Genomic DNA, 15,789 nt, shown 5'->3' on the forward strand with positions numbered 1-15,789 from the left:
ACAAGGCATCGGTCAGCGGTCGACGGCCCGGCGCCGGTCAGCGGTCGACGGCCCGCCGCCGCGCGCTCCGGGCCAGGCCAGCGCGAGTGCTCACCACGATCACCAGGGCGACCGCACCGCCCAGAACTGTCTCCACCACCCGGTCGACCAGTAACACCGAGACCGGCATCGGGCTGCCCAGGTGAGACACCGTCAACGCCAGCGGGGTGATGAAGAGCAGGGCCGCTCCGTAGTGCTTGCCGACCAGGATCTCGGCACCGAACTGACCGATGGCGATCACCAGGATCAGCACCCAGACCGGTGGACCCGGCAGCAGCACCAGCGCGGTGACCATGACCCCGAGGGCGGTGCCGAAGATGCGGTGGAAGGCCCGCGAGGTGGAGTGCTTCGCGCCGGGCGGCGGCAGCACCGCCACCACGCTCACGACCGCCCAATACGGATGCCCGATGCCCACCATGATCGCGAGGCCGCCGGCGACGAGGCTGCCCACCACCATCTGTGCGATCGACAGCCAGACCCGGCCGCTGCGACACGCGCGGAGGTTCACGCGCGGCTGCCGCGGCAGTTGCTTGAACAGCGGGGCGCTTCGTTCGGGTACCACGCGACGCAGCAGAGCACCGGACATGGTCACCAGCCAGGCGAAGGCCGCGCCGGCCAGGCCCACCAGCAGCCGGGGCGCCACCTGATCGGGTTCGGTGGGCACCTGCGAGCACACGGTGAAGGCGAAAACGAAGAACAGCGGGGTACCGGGAAACAGGCCCATCGTGTTGACCAGCAGCACCCCGGTGACCAGCACGACGACGAGACCGCAGGTGAGCAGCCAGAGCGGCGCCCCGACGGCGGCCAGCCCCAGCCCGAACGCGATCGCTCCGAGCATCCCGACGGCTGCCACGCTCACCGAGCGTGCCCGCAGCCGGTACGGTTCGCTGCGCCCGAACAGGGCCGTCATTCCGCCGAAGGAGGCGTAGACCGCCCAGTCGATCCGCCCCGCGAGCACCAGCACGATCAGCGGTATCACCATCGCCAGGGTCGCCCGGCTGGCGACCTCGAGGTCCAGGGCACGCAGGGATCGTGCCCACTGCCTCAGGGTTTCGGGGCGGGAGCGCGCATCCGTTGACTCGTCGTTGGTCGGGCCGGTCACTCGATCTTCTCGATCGGGGCGATCTTGATCAGTAGCTTCTTCGCCCCGCTCGTGTCGAACTGCACGTGGGCGATGCGCTTGGTGCCCTCGCCGGTGACCTGGTTGACCTTGCCGTCACCGAAGTCCACGTGCCGGATGCGGTCGCCCGCGTTCAGGGTGAGGTCACCGTTGTCGCGCACCTGCGCGGTGACCCGGTTGGCCCACTCGGTCTTCGGTTTGGGTGCCGGCGGCAGCTGACCGGGGGTGCCGCTGCGGCTGCCGAAGCCGCCGCCGTCGCGGCGGGCGTTCAGAGCGCGGGGCTGGGTACCGCCGCGGGAGTTGGCCATGCCGGGCGACTGCTTCCAGTCGATCAGGGTCGCCGGGATCTCCTGCAGGTAGCGGCTGGGCATCGCCACGTTCACCTCGCCGAACTGGGCGCGGGTCATCGCCAACGACAGGTACAGGCGCTGCCTGGCCCGGGTGATGCCCACGTAGAACAGCCGGCGTTCCTCGGCGGGGCCGCCCGGTTCGCCGGCCGACATCTGGTGCGGCAGCAGCCCCTCCTCGACGCCGGTGAGGAACACGGCCTCGTACTCCAGGCCCTTGGCGGTGTGCAGGGTCATCAGCGAGACGGTGCCGGAGGCGTCGTCGAGGTCGTCGGCGGCGGCCACCAGCGACACCTGGGTGAGGAAGTCGACCAGGCCGGCGTCGGGGTTCTCCCGGTTGAAGTCCTTGGTCTGCGCGACGAGCTCCTCGATGTTCTCGGCCCGCACCTCGTCCTGCGCATCGCGGCTGGCCCGCAGCACGGCGAGCAGGCCACTGCCATCGAGCAGGAAGGTGAGCAGGTCGCTGACGTTGGCGGCTCCGGCCGGGTTCTGGGGATCCATCATCAGCGCGGCCGAATCGAGCAGCGTGGCCAGTTTCAGGATGGCGCCGGTCACCTTGGGTCCGAGCCCCAGGCCGCCGGAGTCGCGCATCGCCTGACGGAAGCTGATGCCGTTGGTGTCGGCGAAGCTGGCCAGCTGGGTTTCGGTGGCCGGGCCGATGCCGCGCTTGGGCGTGTTCAGGATGCGGCGGAGCGCCAGCTCGTCTTGCGGGTTGGCGACGGCGATGAGGTAGGCCAGCGCGTCCTTGATCTCGGCGCGTTCGTAGAACTTGGTGCCGCCGACGACCCGGTACGGCACCGCGGCGCGCACCAGGATCTCTTCCAGGGCCCGGGTCTGCGCATTGGTGCGGTAGAAGACCGCCATGTCGCGGTAGGCCATGCCCGCCGCGTGCAGTACCTCGATCTCGTCGGCGACGAACTGCGCCTCGTCGTGGCCGTTGTATGCGGTGTAGCCCACGATCTTCTCGCCGTCGCCGCCGGCGCTCCACAGCCGCTTTTCGCGGCGATCGAAGTTGTTGCCGATCACGGCGTTCGCGGCCGAGAGGATGTTCTGGGTGGAGCGGTAATTCTGCTCGAGCAGGATCACCTTGGTGCCGGGGAAGTCGCGTTCGAACTCGGTGATGTTGCGGCTGGAGGCGCCGCGAAAGGCGTAGATGGACTGGTCGGAGTCGCCGACCACGGTCAGCGAGGCGCCCGGGATCTGCCCCTGGGCATTCTGCAGGTTTTTCACGTGCAGCCCCTGATCCTCCATGTCGTCGGCCAGTTCGGCGTCGACGGGGCGGGTGAGTTCGCGCACCAGCGCGTACTGGGCGTGGTTGGTGTCCTGGTATTCGTCGACCAGGATGTGCCGGAACCGGCGCCTGTACAGCGCCGCGACCTTGGGGAAGGCGCGGAACAGGAAGACCGTCTCGCCGATCAGGTCGTCGAAGTCGAGGGCGCTGGCCGCGCGCAGCCTTCTCGTGTACTGGCGGAAGATCTCGACGAACATGACCTCTTGCGGGTCGCTCATGTTCGCGTTGCGGGCGTAGGAGTCGACATCCGCCAGCTCGTTCTTGAGCTTGGAGATCTTGGACGCCACATTGCCGGGGGTGAAGCCCATGGTGTCGGCGTCGAGCTGCTTGATGATGCGCTTGATGGTGACCTTGGAGTCGGCCGAGTCGTAGATGCTGAAGTTGGTGGACAGGCCGGCGCTCTCGGCCTCGCGGCGCAGGATGCGCACGCAGGAGGAGTGGAAGGTGCTGATCCACATGCCGTCGGACGCCTGGCCGAGCAGCCCGCGCACCCGTTCGCGCATCTCGGCGGCGGCCTTGTTGGTGAACGTGATCGCGAGGATCTGGCTGGGCCAGGCCTCCCGGCTCTCGATCAGGCTGGCCACCCGGCGGGTGAGCACACTGGTCTTGCCCGAGCCGGCGCCGGCGACGATGAGCAGGGCCGGACCTCGGTATTTCACGGCCTCGAGCTGCTGCGGGTTGAGCCCGTCGAAGAGCGGGCTCTGCTGCTGACCGGCGTTGGACCCGGCATCGGGACCCGCTCGTCCGTCGAGGATGATCGGGGTCGCCGACGACCTGGTCGCGGGGGCGTTGGGCAGGTCTGAAGACAAAGTCATGGCGAGCCAATTCTAGGCGCAGCCGCCGACATCCGCCCGGCGGACGGTTCGGCCTCAGGCGCGGGAGAGCGGATGCGGCAGCCCGGCCGGCAGCCCGTCGCGCACGAAGACCGCCAGGTCGGGTTGGTCGGCGAAGACCCCGTCGATGCCGGTGTCCATGATCGTGCGGAACTCGGCCTGCCAGTTGCCGAAGTCGGCCTTGCGGGTGCCGATTCTGAAGCCGGGAGCGAGGAACCGGTTTTCCGGGCGCAGCGTCCAGGTGTAGATCTCCAGGCCCGCGGCGTGGGCGGAGTCGACGAGGTCGGAGGCGCCGTCGACGTTGCCCTCCGCATCCGTGTTGAGGATCAACGACTTGGGCACGCTGATGCCGTCGACCTGGTGGCCGAGCTGGTACAGCGCCAGGTCGGTGAGGTAGTCCGAGTACTGCGTGGCCCGGTCGCCGAACCTGGCGACGAGATCGGCGGGGGCACCGGATGCCTCGAGCAGGAACACCCGGCGGCCGAACACCCCGCGCGCCTGCACCTGGGCCAGCACGGTGCGTTCGAAGCTCTCGATGGTGAGCCGGCCCTCCCCGGTGTTCCAGCCGGCCTCGTTGACCTCGGCGGCGAACAGTTCGTCCAGCGGCAGGCCGATCGACTCGAAGTAGCTGGCGTGCTTGATCTCGGCGACGACGCCGAGTTCCCGGTCGAGCGGCGCCTCGGCCCGGTCGACCAGACGGAACACGTCCCGAAGCCGCAGGATCGGGAAGAGCCCGTCGAAGCTGGCGCTCAGGCCGCGCAGGGCCGGCAGTCGTTCCCTGGCGCGCAGGGTGCGCAGCTCTGCCCAGGTGAAGTCCTCGGTGAACCAGCCGGTGAGGGCGACACCGTCGATGACCTTCTCGGTGCGGCGGCCGGCGAACTCGGCGCGCGTGGCCACATCCGTTGTGCCGGAGATCTCGTTCTCGTGCCGCACGACCAGGACACCGTCCTTGGTGGCGACGATGTCGGGTTCGATCGCGTCCGCGCCCAGGGCGAAGGCGAGCTGGTAAGCGGCTTCGGTGTGTTCCGGCCGGTACCCGCTGGCGCCGCGGTGTCCGATCACGAGGGGTGGCATGAGTCAAGGTTAGCCGCGGGCTGTGCGAATCTTGGGGTATGACCAGCTGGATCGACCCGACGCCGCGCGTGCGCTGGGGCGATGTGCGGTGGCGGTACGCGGTGGGACTGGTCACAATCGTGCTCGGCGCCGCCCTGACCAACCTCACCAGCACCTACAGCCTGTGGTTCCTCTTGGTGGGGCCGTGCGTGCAACTGCTGGGCTGGCTGATTCTGCCCGGCGCCCTGTGGCGGCGGCTGCTGGTGGTGCTGCCGTGCCTGGTGGCCGCGCTGGTGCTCGTCGCCGGGCCGGACTTCGTCGGGGCGTTCGCGATGCTGCTGGGCGGGTGGCTGTTCGCCCGGCACCGGCCGGCGCGCAGCTACCTGGCGGTGCTCCCGGTGATCGTGCTGAGCTTCGTGCTCAAGGGCGCGCTGAACGAATACGGCCAGAATTGGGTCGGACTGCTCAGCGGAGGCGTCGCGACCGTGGCCTGCGCCTGGCTGGGCTGGGCTCTGGCGGTTCGGCGCACCGGCGCGCGCCGTCGTCTCTGAGCGGACTCTCAGCAAACCCCGGGTTGTTCGGGTAGATTTGGGGCACAGACTCACACGTCCGAGGCGGGCGTGCTTCCCTTTACCCAGCTGATTGTTAGGCAGGAACCATGGCTACGTCCAACCCCGCATTTAGAAACGCCGCGTTCGGCGCTCCCGGCGCCGTTGCATCAACCAAGGTGCTCTCCGACAACGACCTGCAGGCGCTGTACAACTCGCCCTCCGCCGGTTCGCAGGAGACCGACCGGATGACCTACGAAGACACGATCGGCAAGACAGTTCTGGCCTTCGCGATTCTGCTGGCCGCCGCGGCGACCGCCTGGGTGCTCACCCCGGTGATGCCGTTCCTGGTCATCCTCGGCGCGATCGGCGGGCTCGTGCTCGGCCTGGTCAACGCCTTCAAGAAGGAGCCGTCGCCGCCCCTGATCCTCGCCTACGCCGCGTTTGAGGGACTGTTCGTCGGTGGCATCTCCCGCTTCTTCGAGGAGATGGCTGGTGGCGTCGTCGTGCAGGCCGTCATCGCCACCCTCGTGGTCGTCGGCGTGACCCTGGCGCTGTTCTCCAGCGGCAAGATCCGGGCATCGAAGAAGGCCACCAAGGTCTTCCTCATCGCGATGATCGGCTACGCGGTCTTCTCCCTGGTCAACTTCGGCATGATGATGTTCGGCGCCGTCGACGGTGCGTTCGGCATGCGCAGCGGCAGCATCGAGATCGCCGGCTTCGAGATCAAGCTGGGCCTCGTCATCGGTGTGCTGGCCGTGCTGATGGCGGCGTACTCCCTGGTGCTCGACTTCGACTTCATCCAGCGCGGCGTCAACAACCGGGCGCCCCGCAAGTACGGCTGGAGCGGCGCGTTCGGCATCATGGTCACCGTCGTGTGGCTCTACATCGAGCTGCTGCGCATCTTCATGATCGCCCGCGAGTAGCGCTCCCTCGCTCCCGCAGCATCCGCAGCACCCGAGAGGGCCGGCCCACCACGGGCCGGCCCTCTCGTCGGTTATGCGCGCAAGGCGCCGCTGGGCGGGTGGCGCGCCTGCCGCACAGCGGCGCCTGACCCGCCTACCTCAGCAGCCGCGCAATCACGCCCGTGCCACCGCCGCACCGCGATACCGACCGCACCGCCGCACCGCCGCGCCGGGTTAACGACGGAAGCACCCTCGCGTTGGCGAGGGTGCTTCCGGAACGACTACGGGAGCGGCGTGACGCCTACTCCCACTCGATGGTCCCCGGCGGCTTCGACGTGACGTCGAGCACCACGCGGTTGACCCCATCGACCTCGTTGGTGATGCGGTTGGAGATCTTCGCGAGCAGGTCGTAGGGCAGGCGGGTCCAGTCGGCCGTCATGGCGTCTTCGGAGGACACCGGGCGCAGCACGATCGGGTGGCCGTAGGTGCGGCCGTCGCCCTGCACGCCCACCGAGCGCACGTCGGCGAGCAGCACCACGGGGCACTGCCAGATCTCGCGGTCCAGGCCCGCGGCGGTCAGCTCGGCGCGCACGATCGCATCCGCCTGGCGCAGCAGGTCCAGGCGCGCCTGGGTGACCTCACCGACGATGCGGATGCCCAGGCCGGGTCCGGGGAACGGCTGGCGTTGCACGATCTCGGCGGGCAGGCCCAGCTCGGCGCCGATGGCCCGCACCTCGTCCTTGAACAGGGCGCGTAGCGGCTCGACGAGTTCGAACTGCAGGTCTTCGGGCAGGCCGCCCACGTTGTGGTGGCTCTTGATGTTGGCCGTGCCGCTGCCGCCGCCGGACTCGACGACGTCGGGGTACAGGGTGCCCTGCACGAGGAAGCGGATCGGGTCGCCGTCGATCTCGGCGGACTCCTTGATGAGCTCGGCCTGGGCCTGCTCGAAGGTGCGGATGAATTCGCGGCCGATGATCTTGCGCTTGGTCTCCGGGTCGCTGACCCCGGCCAGCGCCTGGATGAACTGTTCGCGCACATCCACCGTGACCAGGCGGATGCCGGTGGCCTTGACGTAGTCCTCCTCGACCTGGCGGCGCTCGTCCTGGCGCAGCAGGCCGTGGTCGACGAACACGCAGACGAGCTGATCGCCGATGGCCTTGTGCACGAGAGCGGCCGCGACGGCGGAGTCGACACCGCCGGAGAGCCCGCAGATGACCTTGCCGGTGCCCACCTGGGCGCGGATCTTGGCGACCTGTTCGGTGATGACGTTGCCGCTGTTCCAGTCGGCGGGGATGCCGGCGGCGCGGTGCAGGAAGTTCTCCAGCACGTGCTGGCCGTGCGCGGAGTGCTTGACCTCGGGGTGCCACTGCACGCCGTAGAGGCGGCGCTCGTCGTTGGCGAACGCGGCGACCGGGGTGGAGACCGTGGAGGCGAGCACGGTGAAGCCGTCGGGGGCCTTGGAGACCGAGTCGCCGTGGCTCATCCACACGGTCTGCTCGGCGGGCTGGCCGGCGAGCAGCGCGTTGACGCCGTCGGAGACGACCACGGGGGTGGAGCCGTATTCGCGCTGGCCGGTGTGAGCGACCTCGCCACCGAGAATGGTGGCCATCACCTGGAAGCCGTAGCAGATGCCCAGCACCGGGATGCCGAGGTCGAAGATGGCCGGGTCGAAGGTGGGGGCACCCTCGGCGTAGACGCTGGACGGTCCACCGGAGAGCACGATGCCGATCGGGTTCTTCGCGGTGACCTCGGCCGCCGTGATCGAGTGCGCCACGATCTCCGAGTACACGGATGCCTCGCGCACCCGGCGGGCGATCAGCTGCGCGTACTGCGCGCCGAAGTCGACCACGAGAACGGGGCGGCTGATGCCGGAGCCGGCGGGAACCGTGGCCGCGGCGCCTTCTTCGGTGCCGAGCAGGTTTTCGAGGCCCTCGGCGCCTTCGGCGCCATCCGCTCCGACAACGTCCATCGGGTTCACGGCGCTCATGCGCGGGCCCCCGCTTCGATCGGAGCCACGGGGTGCGCGGCGAGGAACGCCTTCACCCGCTGGCCGACCTTCACCTCGAGGAAGAAGGACAGGAACGGGATGATGCCACCGAGGGCGATCACCAGGAAGGTCAGGAAGGGCCAGCGCATGATGCTCCAGAGACGGAAGTCGGCGAACAGATACAGAACGTAGAACCAGCCGTGCACGATCAGCAACCCGGTGCTCAGGTTGACGGCGGTGACGGTGCCCTCGGGGACGAGGGCCAGCAGGCCGTTGGGGCCGCCGCCCTCAAGCTCGGTGCCGAAGAAGTACTTGGCGATCACCTCGGCGCAGAGCAGGAGCAACAGGACACCGGTGATGATCGACGAGACCTGGTACAGCCGAAGCGCACCGGGGATTCTGGGCAGGTCGGCGGGCTTGGGTTCAAGTGGCATGGGCTAATTCTACGGGGCGTTGGCGTGCGACCTGTCGGCGCCGGCGGGCGGCGCATCCGGCGAACCGGCTGCGGCGTCGGCAGCGGCGGCTGCGGCGATCTCGGCCTCTTCGGTCTCGCGCTCCCAGGCATCCCGCACCAGGCGGTACCAGAGGAACACCGCGAAGCCGGCGAAGACGGCCCACTCGAGGGCGTAGAAGATGTTCAGCCAATTCAGCGGAACCTCGACGACGGGTTCCGGGGAGTCGATGACCGCGAGACCGTCGGGGGCGACGGTGTCGACGATGTAGCCCTGGTAGACCGACTGGTCGATCCAGTTGGCCCAGAGGTTGATCAGCGCCGCCGTGGACACCGTGGTCATCGTGTGCGGGTCGGCGCCGTCCTCCGGCAGCACGGGCGCCTCGGAGGAGAGGAACCGGCCGGTGAGGGGCTGCAGGGACAGGATCGACATCTGCGTCGCGAGCCTGTCGCGCACCGATTCGGCCTCATCGGCCTCGGCGGTCCAGCCGCGGGCCACCGCGATGCTGGCGCCCTCGTCGGTGACGAAGTGGCTGACCACCCAGAACCCGGAGACGCCGCCGTTGTGGCGGCCACTGATGATCTGCTCGTCACCGGGCACGAAGGAGCCGGTCGTTTCGACCATCTGTCCCTCCGCTGCCTGCGGGGGCGGGCCGTCCGGAGTGGCGGTGTCGCTGAGCGGCTGCACGGTTTCGGTGCTGCGCTCCACCACCTGGCCGGAGGAGATGGCCCGGTCCAACTGCCACTGGCCGAGGAGCGCGAACGCCGCGGCGATGGCGAGGGCCAGCAGCAGGGCGGCGATCCAGCGGGGACGCACCATCATGCGGATCATGAGTAGTCACCCGTCTGGTCGTCAGGGCCGGCCGTCTTGTCGGTCTTCTTGGGGGTCGGGTACGTGTCGGAAATGAAGTCCACCATCGGGTCGCCGGTTTTCTGGTCGTGGGTGGCCGCCTCCACGAGCGCGATCTCCTCGGCGCGCATCGCGTCACGCTCCGAGGTGCGGGTGGGCGGATGAGCGGCCCGGGAACGACGGCCTATCGCGGCCCCGATCTTCTCGGAGTTGGCGGTGAAGAGCGGGCCGAGGATCGCCATGGTCAAGACGTAGAGCCCCGCGAACGGCTGCAGGCGCGGGTCGAGTCCCGCGCTGACCGACAGTGTCGCCAGGATCAGCGTGAACTCGCCGCGGTTGACGAAGATCGCCGCGGTATTCAGTCCTTCCCGTACCCCCATCTGATGCATCCGGGCCAGCAGCATGCCCGAGCCCAAGCTGAGCACGAAGGTCATCACGATGGCGATGCCGACCAGGCCGATGACCGAGCCGAACTCGGCGACGTTCAACGCCAGACCGAAGTTGAGGAAGAAGAACGCGCCGAAAACGTCGCGCAGCGGCACCGCCACCCGTTCGATGCGGCCCCGGTAGGTGCTGGCGCCGAGGACCACGCCGATGAGGAACGCGCCGATGGCGTCGGTGACGCCGATGATCTCGCCGATACCGGCGAAGAGCACGGCCAGGCCGAAGAACAGGATGGTGAAGAGCTCATCGTCCTTGGTGCGCATGAGCCTGGAGACGACCCGGCCGCCCCACCGGGCGACGGAGAACATCACCACGAGGAACACGAACGCGATGCCCAGCTGCAGCACGATCGGCCAGATCTCGGTCTTGCCGCTGAGCACGACAGACACGATGGCGAGGTACACGGCGATGAAGATGTCACCGACCACGGTCACCCCGAGGATCATCGGGGTTTCCTTGTTGGCCAGCCGGCGCAGTTCGATGAGCAGCTTGGTGATGATCGCGCTGGACGAGGTTCCGGTCATGCCAGCGATAACGAGGGCCTCGCGGGCGCCCCAGCCCGTCATCAGACCGAAGGCGAAGCCGGCGCCCATGTTGATCAGAATGTACGAGCCGCCGGAGATCAACAGTTTTCCGGCGTCGCCGAAGAAGGCCTCCTGGTCGAACTCGAGGCCCAGGCTGAACAGCAGCAGGATCAACCCGAACACCGCGATCAGCTCGATGTCGGCGGAGTTGAAGTCCAGCGGGAACCATCCGCTGTACGGGCTGGCGAGGAGGCCGACGATCATGTAGATCGGGATCGACGGCAGGCCGATCAGCTTGCCCAACCGACCCAGGCCGTAGGCCACCACGAGCAGGATGCCCAGGGTGAGGAGGTCTTCACCGAGGTGCATCGGTTAACCTCCGGGCGGCGCGTCGACGGGCTTGGCCTTGATCTCACCGGTGCGGAAGAAGGCGAACGCCTTCGCGACCTTCTCGGGTGAACCGGCCACCACCAGGGTGTCGCCGGGGAAGACCTTGAAGTCGGGCGCGGGCGCGGGGTTGGCGGATTCGCCGCGCACCACGGCCACGACGGTGAGCCCGGCGATGCCACGCTCGGCCGGGTTGCCCAGGGGCTGCCCGGCGATGTGGTCTTCGTAGTCCACCGTGAACCAGTCGATGCTGAGTCCGGGGATCTGGTCGAGCGCGGTGAGCGACTCGGTGATCTGGGTGCCGCCGAGCAGTTCGGCGAGGGTGTGCGCCTCGTCTTCGCTCAGCCGCAGGGATACCTTGCTGGCGTCCGGGCCGCCCTCGTCGTCGGCGAAGGTGATGAGGTCGCTGTGACCGGATCGGTGCGCGATGACGCCGACCTTGCCGCCGTCATCGGTGATGAAGGTGTGCAGCACACCGACACCGGGGAGCTTGACCCGTCGAACGTCAACCATGGTGCGACTCCTGAGGCTTGTGGGCGGTGTTCCCATTCTACCGGAGCGTGTCTGCCGGTTGGGCGGGCCGCGACGCCGGGCCCACGAGCATCCGCGGGGCCCCGCGAGCCTCCCCGCGCCCTTCGATGAACCTCGTATGGCCCGCTGATCCCGCTATAGGGGGCTCATCCAGCCAGCGGGGGCGCATCCAGCCAACGTGGGCCATTCAGCGAGGGCGGGGGCGGGCGGCCAGCGGCGACGCACGAGTGCCATCGAACACCCAGAAGTGCACAGATGCCTCTCGCCTGACGTCAGGCCCACCGTGTTCTGCGAGCCTCTCGGCATGGACGCCACATCATCGACCACCCTGCAGGTTCTCGCGGCGATGTCCGGTCACCGGGGGCTCATCCTGGCCAGCGACGCGGCCAGGGTCGGCCTCCAGCACGAGCTCCGCCGGGAGTTCGACCGTCACACCGTCGTTCGCCTGCGCCGCGGTGTGTATGTGCGTGCCGCCGAGTGGGATGCCCTCGGCGCGGATGACCGCTACCTCCGGCGTATCCGCGCTCACGCCGCGGTCGTGGAAGAGCCCGCGGTGTACTCCCACCTGTCGGCGGCCGCCGTCTGGGGCCTGCCGGTCGTCGGTGCTTGGCCCACTGACATCCATGTCTCCGTAACGGCTGCGGCCGGGGGCCGGTCTCGCCACGGCGTGGTGCGCCATACGCAGGAACACGACCTTGACCTCACCATGCACGACGGCCTCCGCGTGACCTCTGTCGCCGCTACGGCGGTGACGCTGGCCAGAGTGCTCAGGTTCGGCCAGGCGGTGGCGGTGATGGACAAGGCGATTCACGAACCTCGCGTCGGTCAGGCGTTGACCACCATGGCAGACCTCGAACGAGCCGTCGCCCAGCTCGGCCGGGTTCCCGGACGAACCGCGGCGCGACGAGTCTTGGAGTTCGCCTCGCCGCTCTCCGGGTCGACCGGAGAATCGATCAGCCGGGCCGGCATCTTCTTGCTGGGTTTTCTCCTGCCCGAGTTACAGGTGTCGCACTCGGATCACGCGGGGCTGATCGGGTTCAGCGACTTCTTCTGGCGAGACCTCGGAAAGGTAGGTGAATTCGACGGGCACGGTAAGTACCTGCGCGACGAGTTCACCCACGGGCGTTCCGCGGCCGATATCGTCATCGCCGAGAAGATCAGGGAGGACCGACTGCGCGCGCTGGGGCTGGGTGTGTTCCGTTGGGACTGGTCGGTTGCCACATCCCTCCCTGCTCTGGGAGATCTGCTCAGCCGCAACGGCATCCCCACCGCGCGGTGAATGAGCTAACCCCAACACTGGCGACCGGCACCATTCCACCAGCATCCCGAGGCTCGCTGCGCCTCGGAAGGCTACTCACTGCACCTCGTACGGGCGAACGCGCCCCCTATAGCGGGCGCGGTCGCCGACAGGAGGCGCAGTGAACCAGCCGGGCTCAGTTCGTGACGATGTCCGGCGCCTCCAGGCGCACCCGGTCGGCGGACTCGTCGTCGGGTTGGGTTTGCGAGGCCCGCTCGGCGGCGACCCGCTTGAGGTAGATCGACACCTCCCGCTCCTCGCGCTCGGTGTCCCAGCCGAGCACTCCGGCGAGCAACCGTGCGGCGACCGGCGCCGCGGACACCCCGCGGTCCCAGGCCTCGATCGAGATGCGGGTACGCCGGGCCAGCACATCCTCGAGGTGCAGGGCGCCCATGTGGGTGGCAGCGTACACGACCTCGGCCTGGATGTAGTCGTCGGCGCCGGGCAACGGCTCCGCCAGCTCGGGCCTGGCCTTGATGAGGTCGAGCAGCTCGTCGGTGAGCGTGCCGTAGCGGTTGAGCAGGTGCTCGATCCGCACCGTGTGCAGGTTGAACGCGTGCGCGATCTTGCCGCGCTTGTTCCACGCCGCCCGGTACCCCTCGGCGCCGAGCAGCGGGATCTCCTTGGTCGTGGATGGCGGCACCAGCCCGTCGAGGGCATCCACCGCCGCGTCGATCGCGTCTTTGGCCATCACCCGGTAGGTGGTCCACTTGCCGCCGGCGATCACGACCAGGCCGGGTACCGAATGTCCCACGAGGTGTTCCCTGGACAGCTTCGAGGTCTGCTCGGACTCCCCGGCCAGCAGCGGCCGGAGGCCCGCGTAGACACCCTCCACGTCTTCTCGGGTCAGGGCCACCTGCAGCACGGCGTTGACGTGTTCGAGCAGGTAGTCGATGTCAGCGGCCGTGGCCGCCGGATGCGCCTTGTCCAGATGCCAGTCGGTGTCGGTGGTGCCGATGAGCCAGTGCCGGCCCCACGGGATCACGAACAGCACACTCTTCTCGGTGCGCAGCAGCAGGCCCATCGAGGACTGGAACCGGTCCCGCGGCACGACCAGGTGGATGCCCTTGGACGCGCGCACCTTGAACGTGCCCCGCTCCCCCACCATCCGCTGGGTGTCGTCGGTCCAGACGCCGGTGGCGTTCACCACCTGCTTGGCACGCACCTCGAACCGTTCCCCGGTCTGCAGGTCGTGCGCCTGCACGCCCACGACCCGTTCGCCCACCTTGATGAAGCCCTCCACCCGCACCCGGCTGGCGACGTGGGCGCCATACGCCGACGCGGTGCGGGCCAGCGACGCCACGTAGAGCGCGTCGTCGACCTGGGCGTCGTAGTAGGTAATGCCGCCCACGAGGGCGTTGTGGTTGAGGCTGGGCACCAGCTTCGCCACCTGGCCGCGACTGAGATGGCGGTGGTGCGGCACACCGGGCCGCCCGCCCAGGTAGGAGAGCACGTCGTAGAGCAGCATCCCGGCGCCCACATAGGCACGTTCGACGACCCGCTTCTTCAACGGGTAGAGAAACCGCACCGGCTTGACCAGGTGCGGCGCGATGCGCTTGAGCAGCAGGCCGCGTTCGGTGAGAGCCTCCCGCACCAGCCGGAAATCCAACTGTTCGAGGTAGCGGATGCCGCCGTGCACCAGCTTGGACGAGCGGCTGGAGGTGCCGGACGCCCAGTCGCGGGCTTCGAGCATGCCCACGCTCAACCCGCGGGTGACGGCATCCAGCGCACTGCCGGTGCCGACGATGCCGCCGCCGACCACGAGGATGTCGACTTCCTTGGATTTGAGGCGCTCGATCGCCGCCGCGCGTTCCTCGGGTCCGAGTTTCGTGGACCGGGTCACCGAATTGTCATGCGTCATCTGCAAACTCCCATCGCCATCGGTGGTGCTTGCTTCGACGCTAGTTCACTCAGTACGGCGCGACAACTACCTCTACCCGCTGAAATTCCTTGATTCCGCTGTAGCCGGTGGTGGCCATCGAGCGGCGCAGGGCGCCGACCAGGTTGGCGGTGCCGTCGGCGACAGGGGCGGGACCGTACAGGATCGCCTCGAGCGGGGCGACGGTGCCCACCTCCACGCGCTTGCCGCGCGGCAGCTGCGAGTGGTGCGCCTCGGCGCCCCAGTGGAAGCCGCCGCCCGGTGCGTCGGTGGCGCGGGCGAGGGCGGTGCCGAGCATCACGGCATCCGCACCGCAGGCGATGGCCTTGACGATGTCGCCGGAGGTGCTCAGGCCGCCGTCGGCGATGACGTGCACGTAGCGGCCGCCGGACTCGTCCATGTAGTCCCGGCGGGCGCCGGCGACGTCGGCCACGGCGGTGGCCATGGGGGCGTGGATGCCGAGGCTGGTGCGGGTGGTAGATGCCGCGCCGCCGCCGAAGCCGACGAGCACGCCGGCCGCTCCGGTGCGCATCAGGTGCAGGGCCGCGGTGTAGGTGGCGGCGCCGCCGACGATGACGGGCACGTCGAGGTCGTAGATGAACTTCTTGAGGTTCAGCGGCTCCTGGTTGCGGGAGACGTGCTCGGCGCTGACCGTGGTGCCGCGGATGACGAACAGGTCGACGCCGGCGGCGACAACGGTCTCGTACAGTTCCTGGGTGCGCTGCGGCGACAGGGCGCCGGCGACGGTGACACCGGCGGCGCGGATCTCGGCGAGACGCTCCGTGACCAGGGTGGGCTTGATCGGCTCGGCGTAGATCTCCTGCATGCGTGCGGTGGTCTTGTCGGCGGGCAGCTCGCGGATTTCCTTGAGCAGCGGCTCCGGGTCCTCGTAACGGGTCCAGAGGCCCTCCAGGTCGAGAACACCCAGTCCGCCGAGCTGACCCATCATGATCGCCGTCGTCGGGGAGACCACGGAGTCCATCGGGGCGGCCAGGAACGGGATGTCGAACTGGTAGGCGTCGATGGACCAGCCGACCGACACATCCTCCGGGTCACGGGTGCGCCGGGACGGCACCACCGCGATGTCGTCGAAGGCGTATACGCGCCGAGCGCGCTTGGACCGGCCGATCTCAATTTCCATACTCACCCGCCCAGTTTAGTCGCAGCCCGCACCCAGCCAGCCGCGCTGGCTGAACCGGCGGCCGCCCGTGCGCGCGCGGTCACCGGCCAACTGTTGCCAAAACGGACAATTGCACCCGGTGTGCCGGGTGCAATTGTCCGTGGGGGGAACAGTTGCTGTGGG

Annotated in this window: 13 protein-coding genes; 3 read left to right on the top strand and 10 right to left on the bottom strand. The window is 68.7% G+C overall.

The window, feature by feature from the left end:
* Positions 1 to 37 precede the first annotated feature (37 nt).
* Genes ACEN2M_RS06155 through ACEN2M_RS06165 form a run of 3 tightly spaced genes read right to left on the bottom strand, consistent with a single transcriptional unit; the run spans position 38 to position 4,704 of the window.
* Positions 38 to 1,141, bottom strand: coding sequence for an FUSC family protein (locus ACEN2M_RS06155; RefSeq protein WP_441647257.1), 1,104 nt, complete (start codon positions 1,139 to 1,141; stop codon positions 38 to 40).
* Positions 1,138 to 3,612 (bottom strand): ATP-dependent helicase, encoded by a 2,475-nt coding sequence (locus ACEN2M_RS06160; RefSeq protein WP_441647258.1) that lies wholly within the window; start codon positions 3,610 to 3,612, stop codon positions 1,138 to 1,140. Before ACEN2M_RS06160 ends, ACEN2M_RS06155 begins: the two co-directional genes overlap by 4 nt.
* Before the next feature lie 54 nt (positions 3,613 to 3,666).
* Positions 3,667 to 4,704: a glycerophosphodiester phosphodiesterase family protein gene (locus ACEN2M_RS06165; RefSeq protein ID WP_441647259.1), complete on the bottom strand. Its 1,038-nt coding sequence runs from the start codon at positions 4,702 to 4,704 to the stop codon at positions 3,667 to 3,669.
* Between the two features lie 38 nt (positions 4,705 to 4,742).
* Between ACEN2M_RS06165 and ACEN2M_RS06170 the strand changes: the two genes are divergently transcribed.
* Positions 4,743 to 5,234, top strand: coding sequence for a hypothetical protein (locus tag ACEN2M_RS06170; RefSeq protein ID WP_441647260.1), 492 nt, complete (start codon positions 4,743 to 4,745; stop codon positions 5,232 to 5,234).
* 107 nt (positions 5,235 to 5,341) lie between these two features.
* Positions 5,342 to 6,157 (top strand): Bax inhibitor-1/YccA family protein, encoded by an 816-nt coding sequence (locus tag ACEN2M_RS06175; RefSeq protein WP_441647261.1) that lies wholly within the window; start codon positions 5,342 to 5,344, stop codon positions 6,155 to 6,157.
* Between the two features lie 280 nt (positions 6,158 to 6,437).
* On the opposite strand, the gene guaA is transcribed toward ACEN2M_RS06175, so the two are convergent.
* From guaA to ACEN2M_RS06200, 5 genes are read right to left on the bottom strand one after another with little or no spacing between them, the layout of a single operon-like run.
* Positions 6,438 to 8,105, bottom strand: a complete 1,668-nt coding sequence (gene guaA / locus ACEN2M_RS06180) for a glutamine-hydrolyzing GMP synthase (RefSeq protein ID WP_441647401.1) — start codon at positions 8,103 to 8,105, stop codon at positions 6,438 to 6,440.
* Between the two features lie 14 nt (positions 8,106 to 8,119).
* Positions 8,120 to 8,557, bottom strand: a complete 438-nt coding sequence (locus tag ACEN2M_RS06185; RefSeq protein ID WP_441647262.1) for a DUF3817 domain-containing protein — start codon at positions 8,555 to 8,557, stop codon at positions 8,120 to 8,122.
* A gap of 9 nt (positions 8,558 to 8,566) precedes the next feature.
* A complete protein-coding gene (locus ACEN2M_RS06190) occupies positions 8,567 to 9,397 on the bottom strand; it encodes an SURF1 family protein (protein WP_441647263.1) in 831 nt (276 codons plus the stop codon).
* 5 nt (positions 9,398 to 9,402) lie between these two features.
* Positions 9,403 to 10,761, bottom strand: a complete 1,359-nt coding sequence (locus tag ACEN2M_RS06195) for a cation:proton antiporter (protein WP_441647264.1) — start codon at positions 10,759 to 10,761, stop codon at positions 9,403 to 9,405.
* 3 nt (positions 10,762 to 10,764) lie between these two features.
* Positions 10,765 to 11,292, bottom strand: a complete 528-nt coding sequence (locus ACEN2M_RS06200; RefSeq protein WP_441647265.1) for a cation:proton antiporter regulatory subunit — start codon at positions 11,290 to 11,292, stop codon at positions 10,765 to 10,767.
* Positions 11,293 to 11,614: 322 nt separating this feature from the next.
* Between ACEN2M_RS06200 and ACEN2M_RS06205 the strand changes: the two genes are divergently transcribed.
* Positions 11,615 to 12,589 (top strand): hypothetical protein, encoded by a 975-nt coding sequence (locus ACEN2M_RS06205; RefSeq protein ID WP_441647266.1) that lies wholly within the window; start codon positions 11,615 to 11,617, stop codon positions 12,587 to 12,589.
* A 154-nt stretch (positions 12,590 to 12,743) separates the two neighbouring features.
* Here ACEN2M_RS06205 and ACEN2M_RS06210 read toward each other — a convergent pair whose 3' ends face one another.
* Positions 12,744 to 14,468 carry a glycerol-3-phosphate dehydrogenase/oxidase gene (locus tag ACEN2M_RS06210; RefSeq protein ID WP_441647267.1) on the bottom strand — a complete coding sequence of 575 codons (1,725 nt, stop codon included), beginning with the start codon at positions 14,466 to 14,468 and terminating at the stop codon, positions 12,744 to 12,746.
* Positions 14,469 to 14,517: 49 nt separating this feature from the next.
* Complete coding sequence (locus tag ACEN2M_RS06215) at positions 14,518 to 15,627, bottom strand: GuaB3 family IMP dehydrogenase-related protein (RefSeq protein ID WP_441647402.1); 1,110 nt, start codon at positions 15,625 to 15,627, stop codon at positions 14,518 to 14,520.
* Between the last annotated feature and the right edge of the window lie 162 nt (positions 15,628 to 15,789).

Source organism: Cryobacterium sp. W22_MBD10_FK3, from assembly GCF_052113745.1.
GTDB lineage: Bacteria > Actinomycetota > Actinomycetes > Actinomycetales > Microbacteriaceae > Cryobacterium.

Excerpts from the sequence above, each read along its gene's own strand:
- ACEN2M_RS06160 (WP_441647258.1), bottom strand. The coding sequence starts at position 3,612 with ATGACTTTGTCTTCAGACCTGCCCAACGCCCCCGCGACCAGGTCGTCG.
- ACEN2M_RS06165 (WP_441647259.1), bottom strand. The coding sequence starts at position 4,704 with ATGCCACCCCTCGTGATCGGACACCGCGGCGCCAGCGGGTACCGGCCG.
- ACEN2M_RS06170 (WP_441647260.1), top strand. The coding sequence starts at position 4,743 with ATGACCAGCTGGATCGACCCGACGCCGCGCGTGCGCTGGGGCGATGTG.
- ACEN2M_RS06175 (WP_441647261.1), top strand. The coding sequence starts at position 5,342 with ATGGCTACGTCCAACCCCGCATTTAGAAACGCCGCGTTCGGCGCTCCC.
- guaA (WP_441647401.1), bottom strand. The coding sequence starts at position 8,105 with ATGGACGTTGTCGGAGCGGATGGCGCCGAAGGCGCCGAGGGCCTCGAA.
- ACEN2M_RS06185 (WP_441647262.1), bottom strand. The coding sequence starts at position 8,557 with ATGCCACTTGAACCCAAGCCCGCCGACCTGCCCAGAATCCCCGGTGCG.
- ACEN2M_RS06190 (WP_441647263.1), bottom strand. The coding sequence starts at position 9,397 with ATGATGGTGCGTCCCCGCTGGATCGCCGCCCTGCTGCTGGCCCTCGCC.
- ACEN2M_RS06195 (WP_441647264.1), bottom strand. The coding sequence starts at position 10,761 with ATGCACCTCGGTGAAGACCTCCTCACCCTGGGCATCCTGCTCGTGGTG.
- ACEN2M_RS06200 (WP_441647265.1), bottom strand. The coding sequence starts at position 11,292 with ATGGTTGACGTTCGACGGGTCAAGCTCCCCGGTGTCGGTGTGCTGCAC.
- ACEN2M_RS06205 (WP_441647266.1), top strand. The coding sequence starts at position 11,615 with ATGGACGCCACATCATCGACCACCCTGCAGGTTCTCGCGGCGATGTCC.
- ACEN2M_RS06210 (WP_441647267.1), bottom strand. The coding sequence starts at position 14,468 with ATGACGCATGACAATTCGGTGACCCGGTCCACGAAACTCGGACCCGAG.
- ACEN2M_RS06215 (WP_441647402.1), bottom strand. The coding sequence starts at position 15,627 with ATGGAAATTGAGATCGGCCGGTCCAAGCGCGCTCGGCGCGTATACGCC.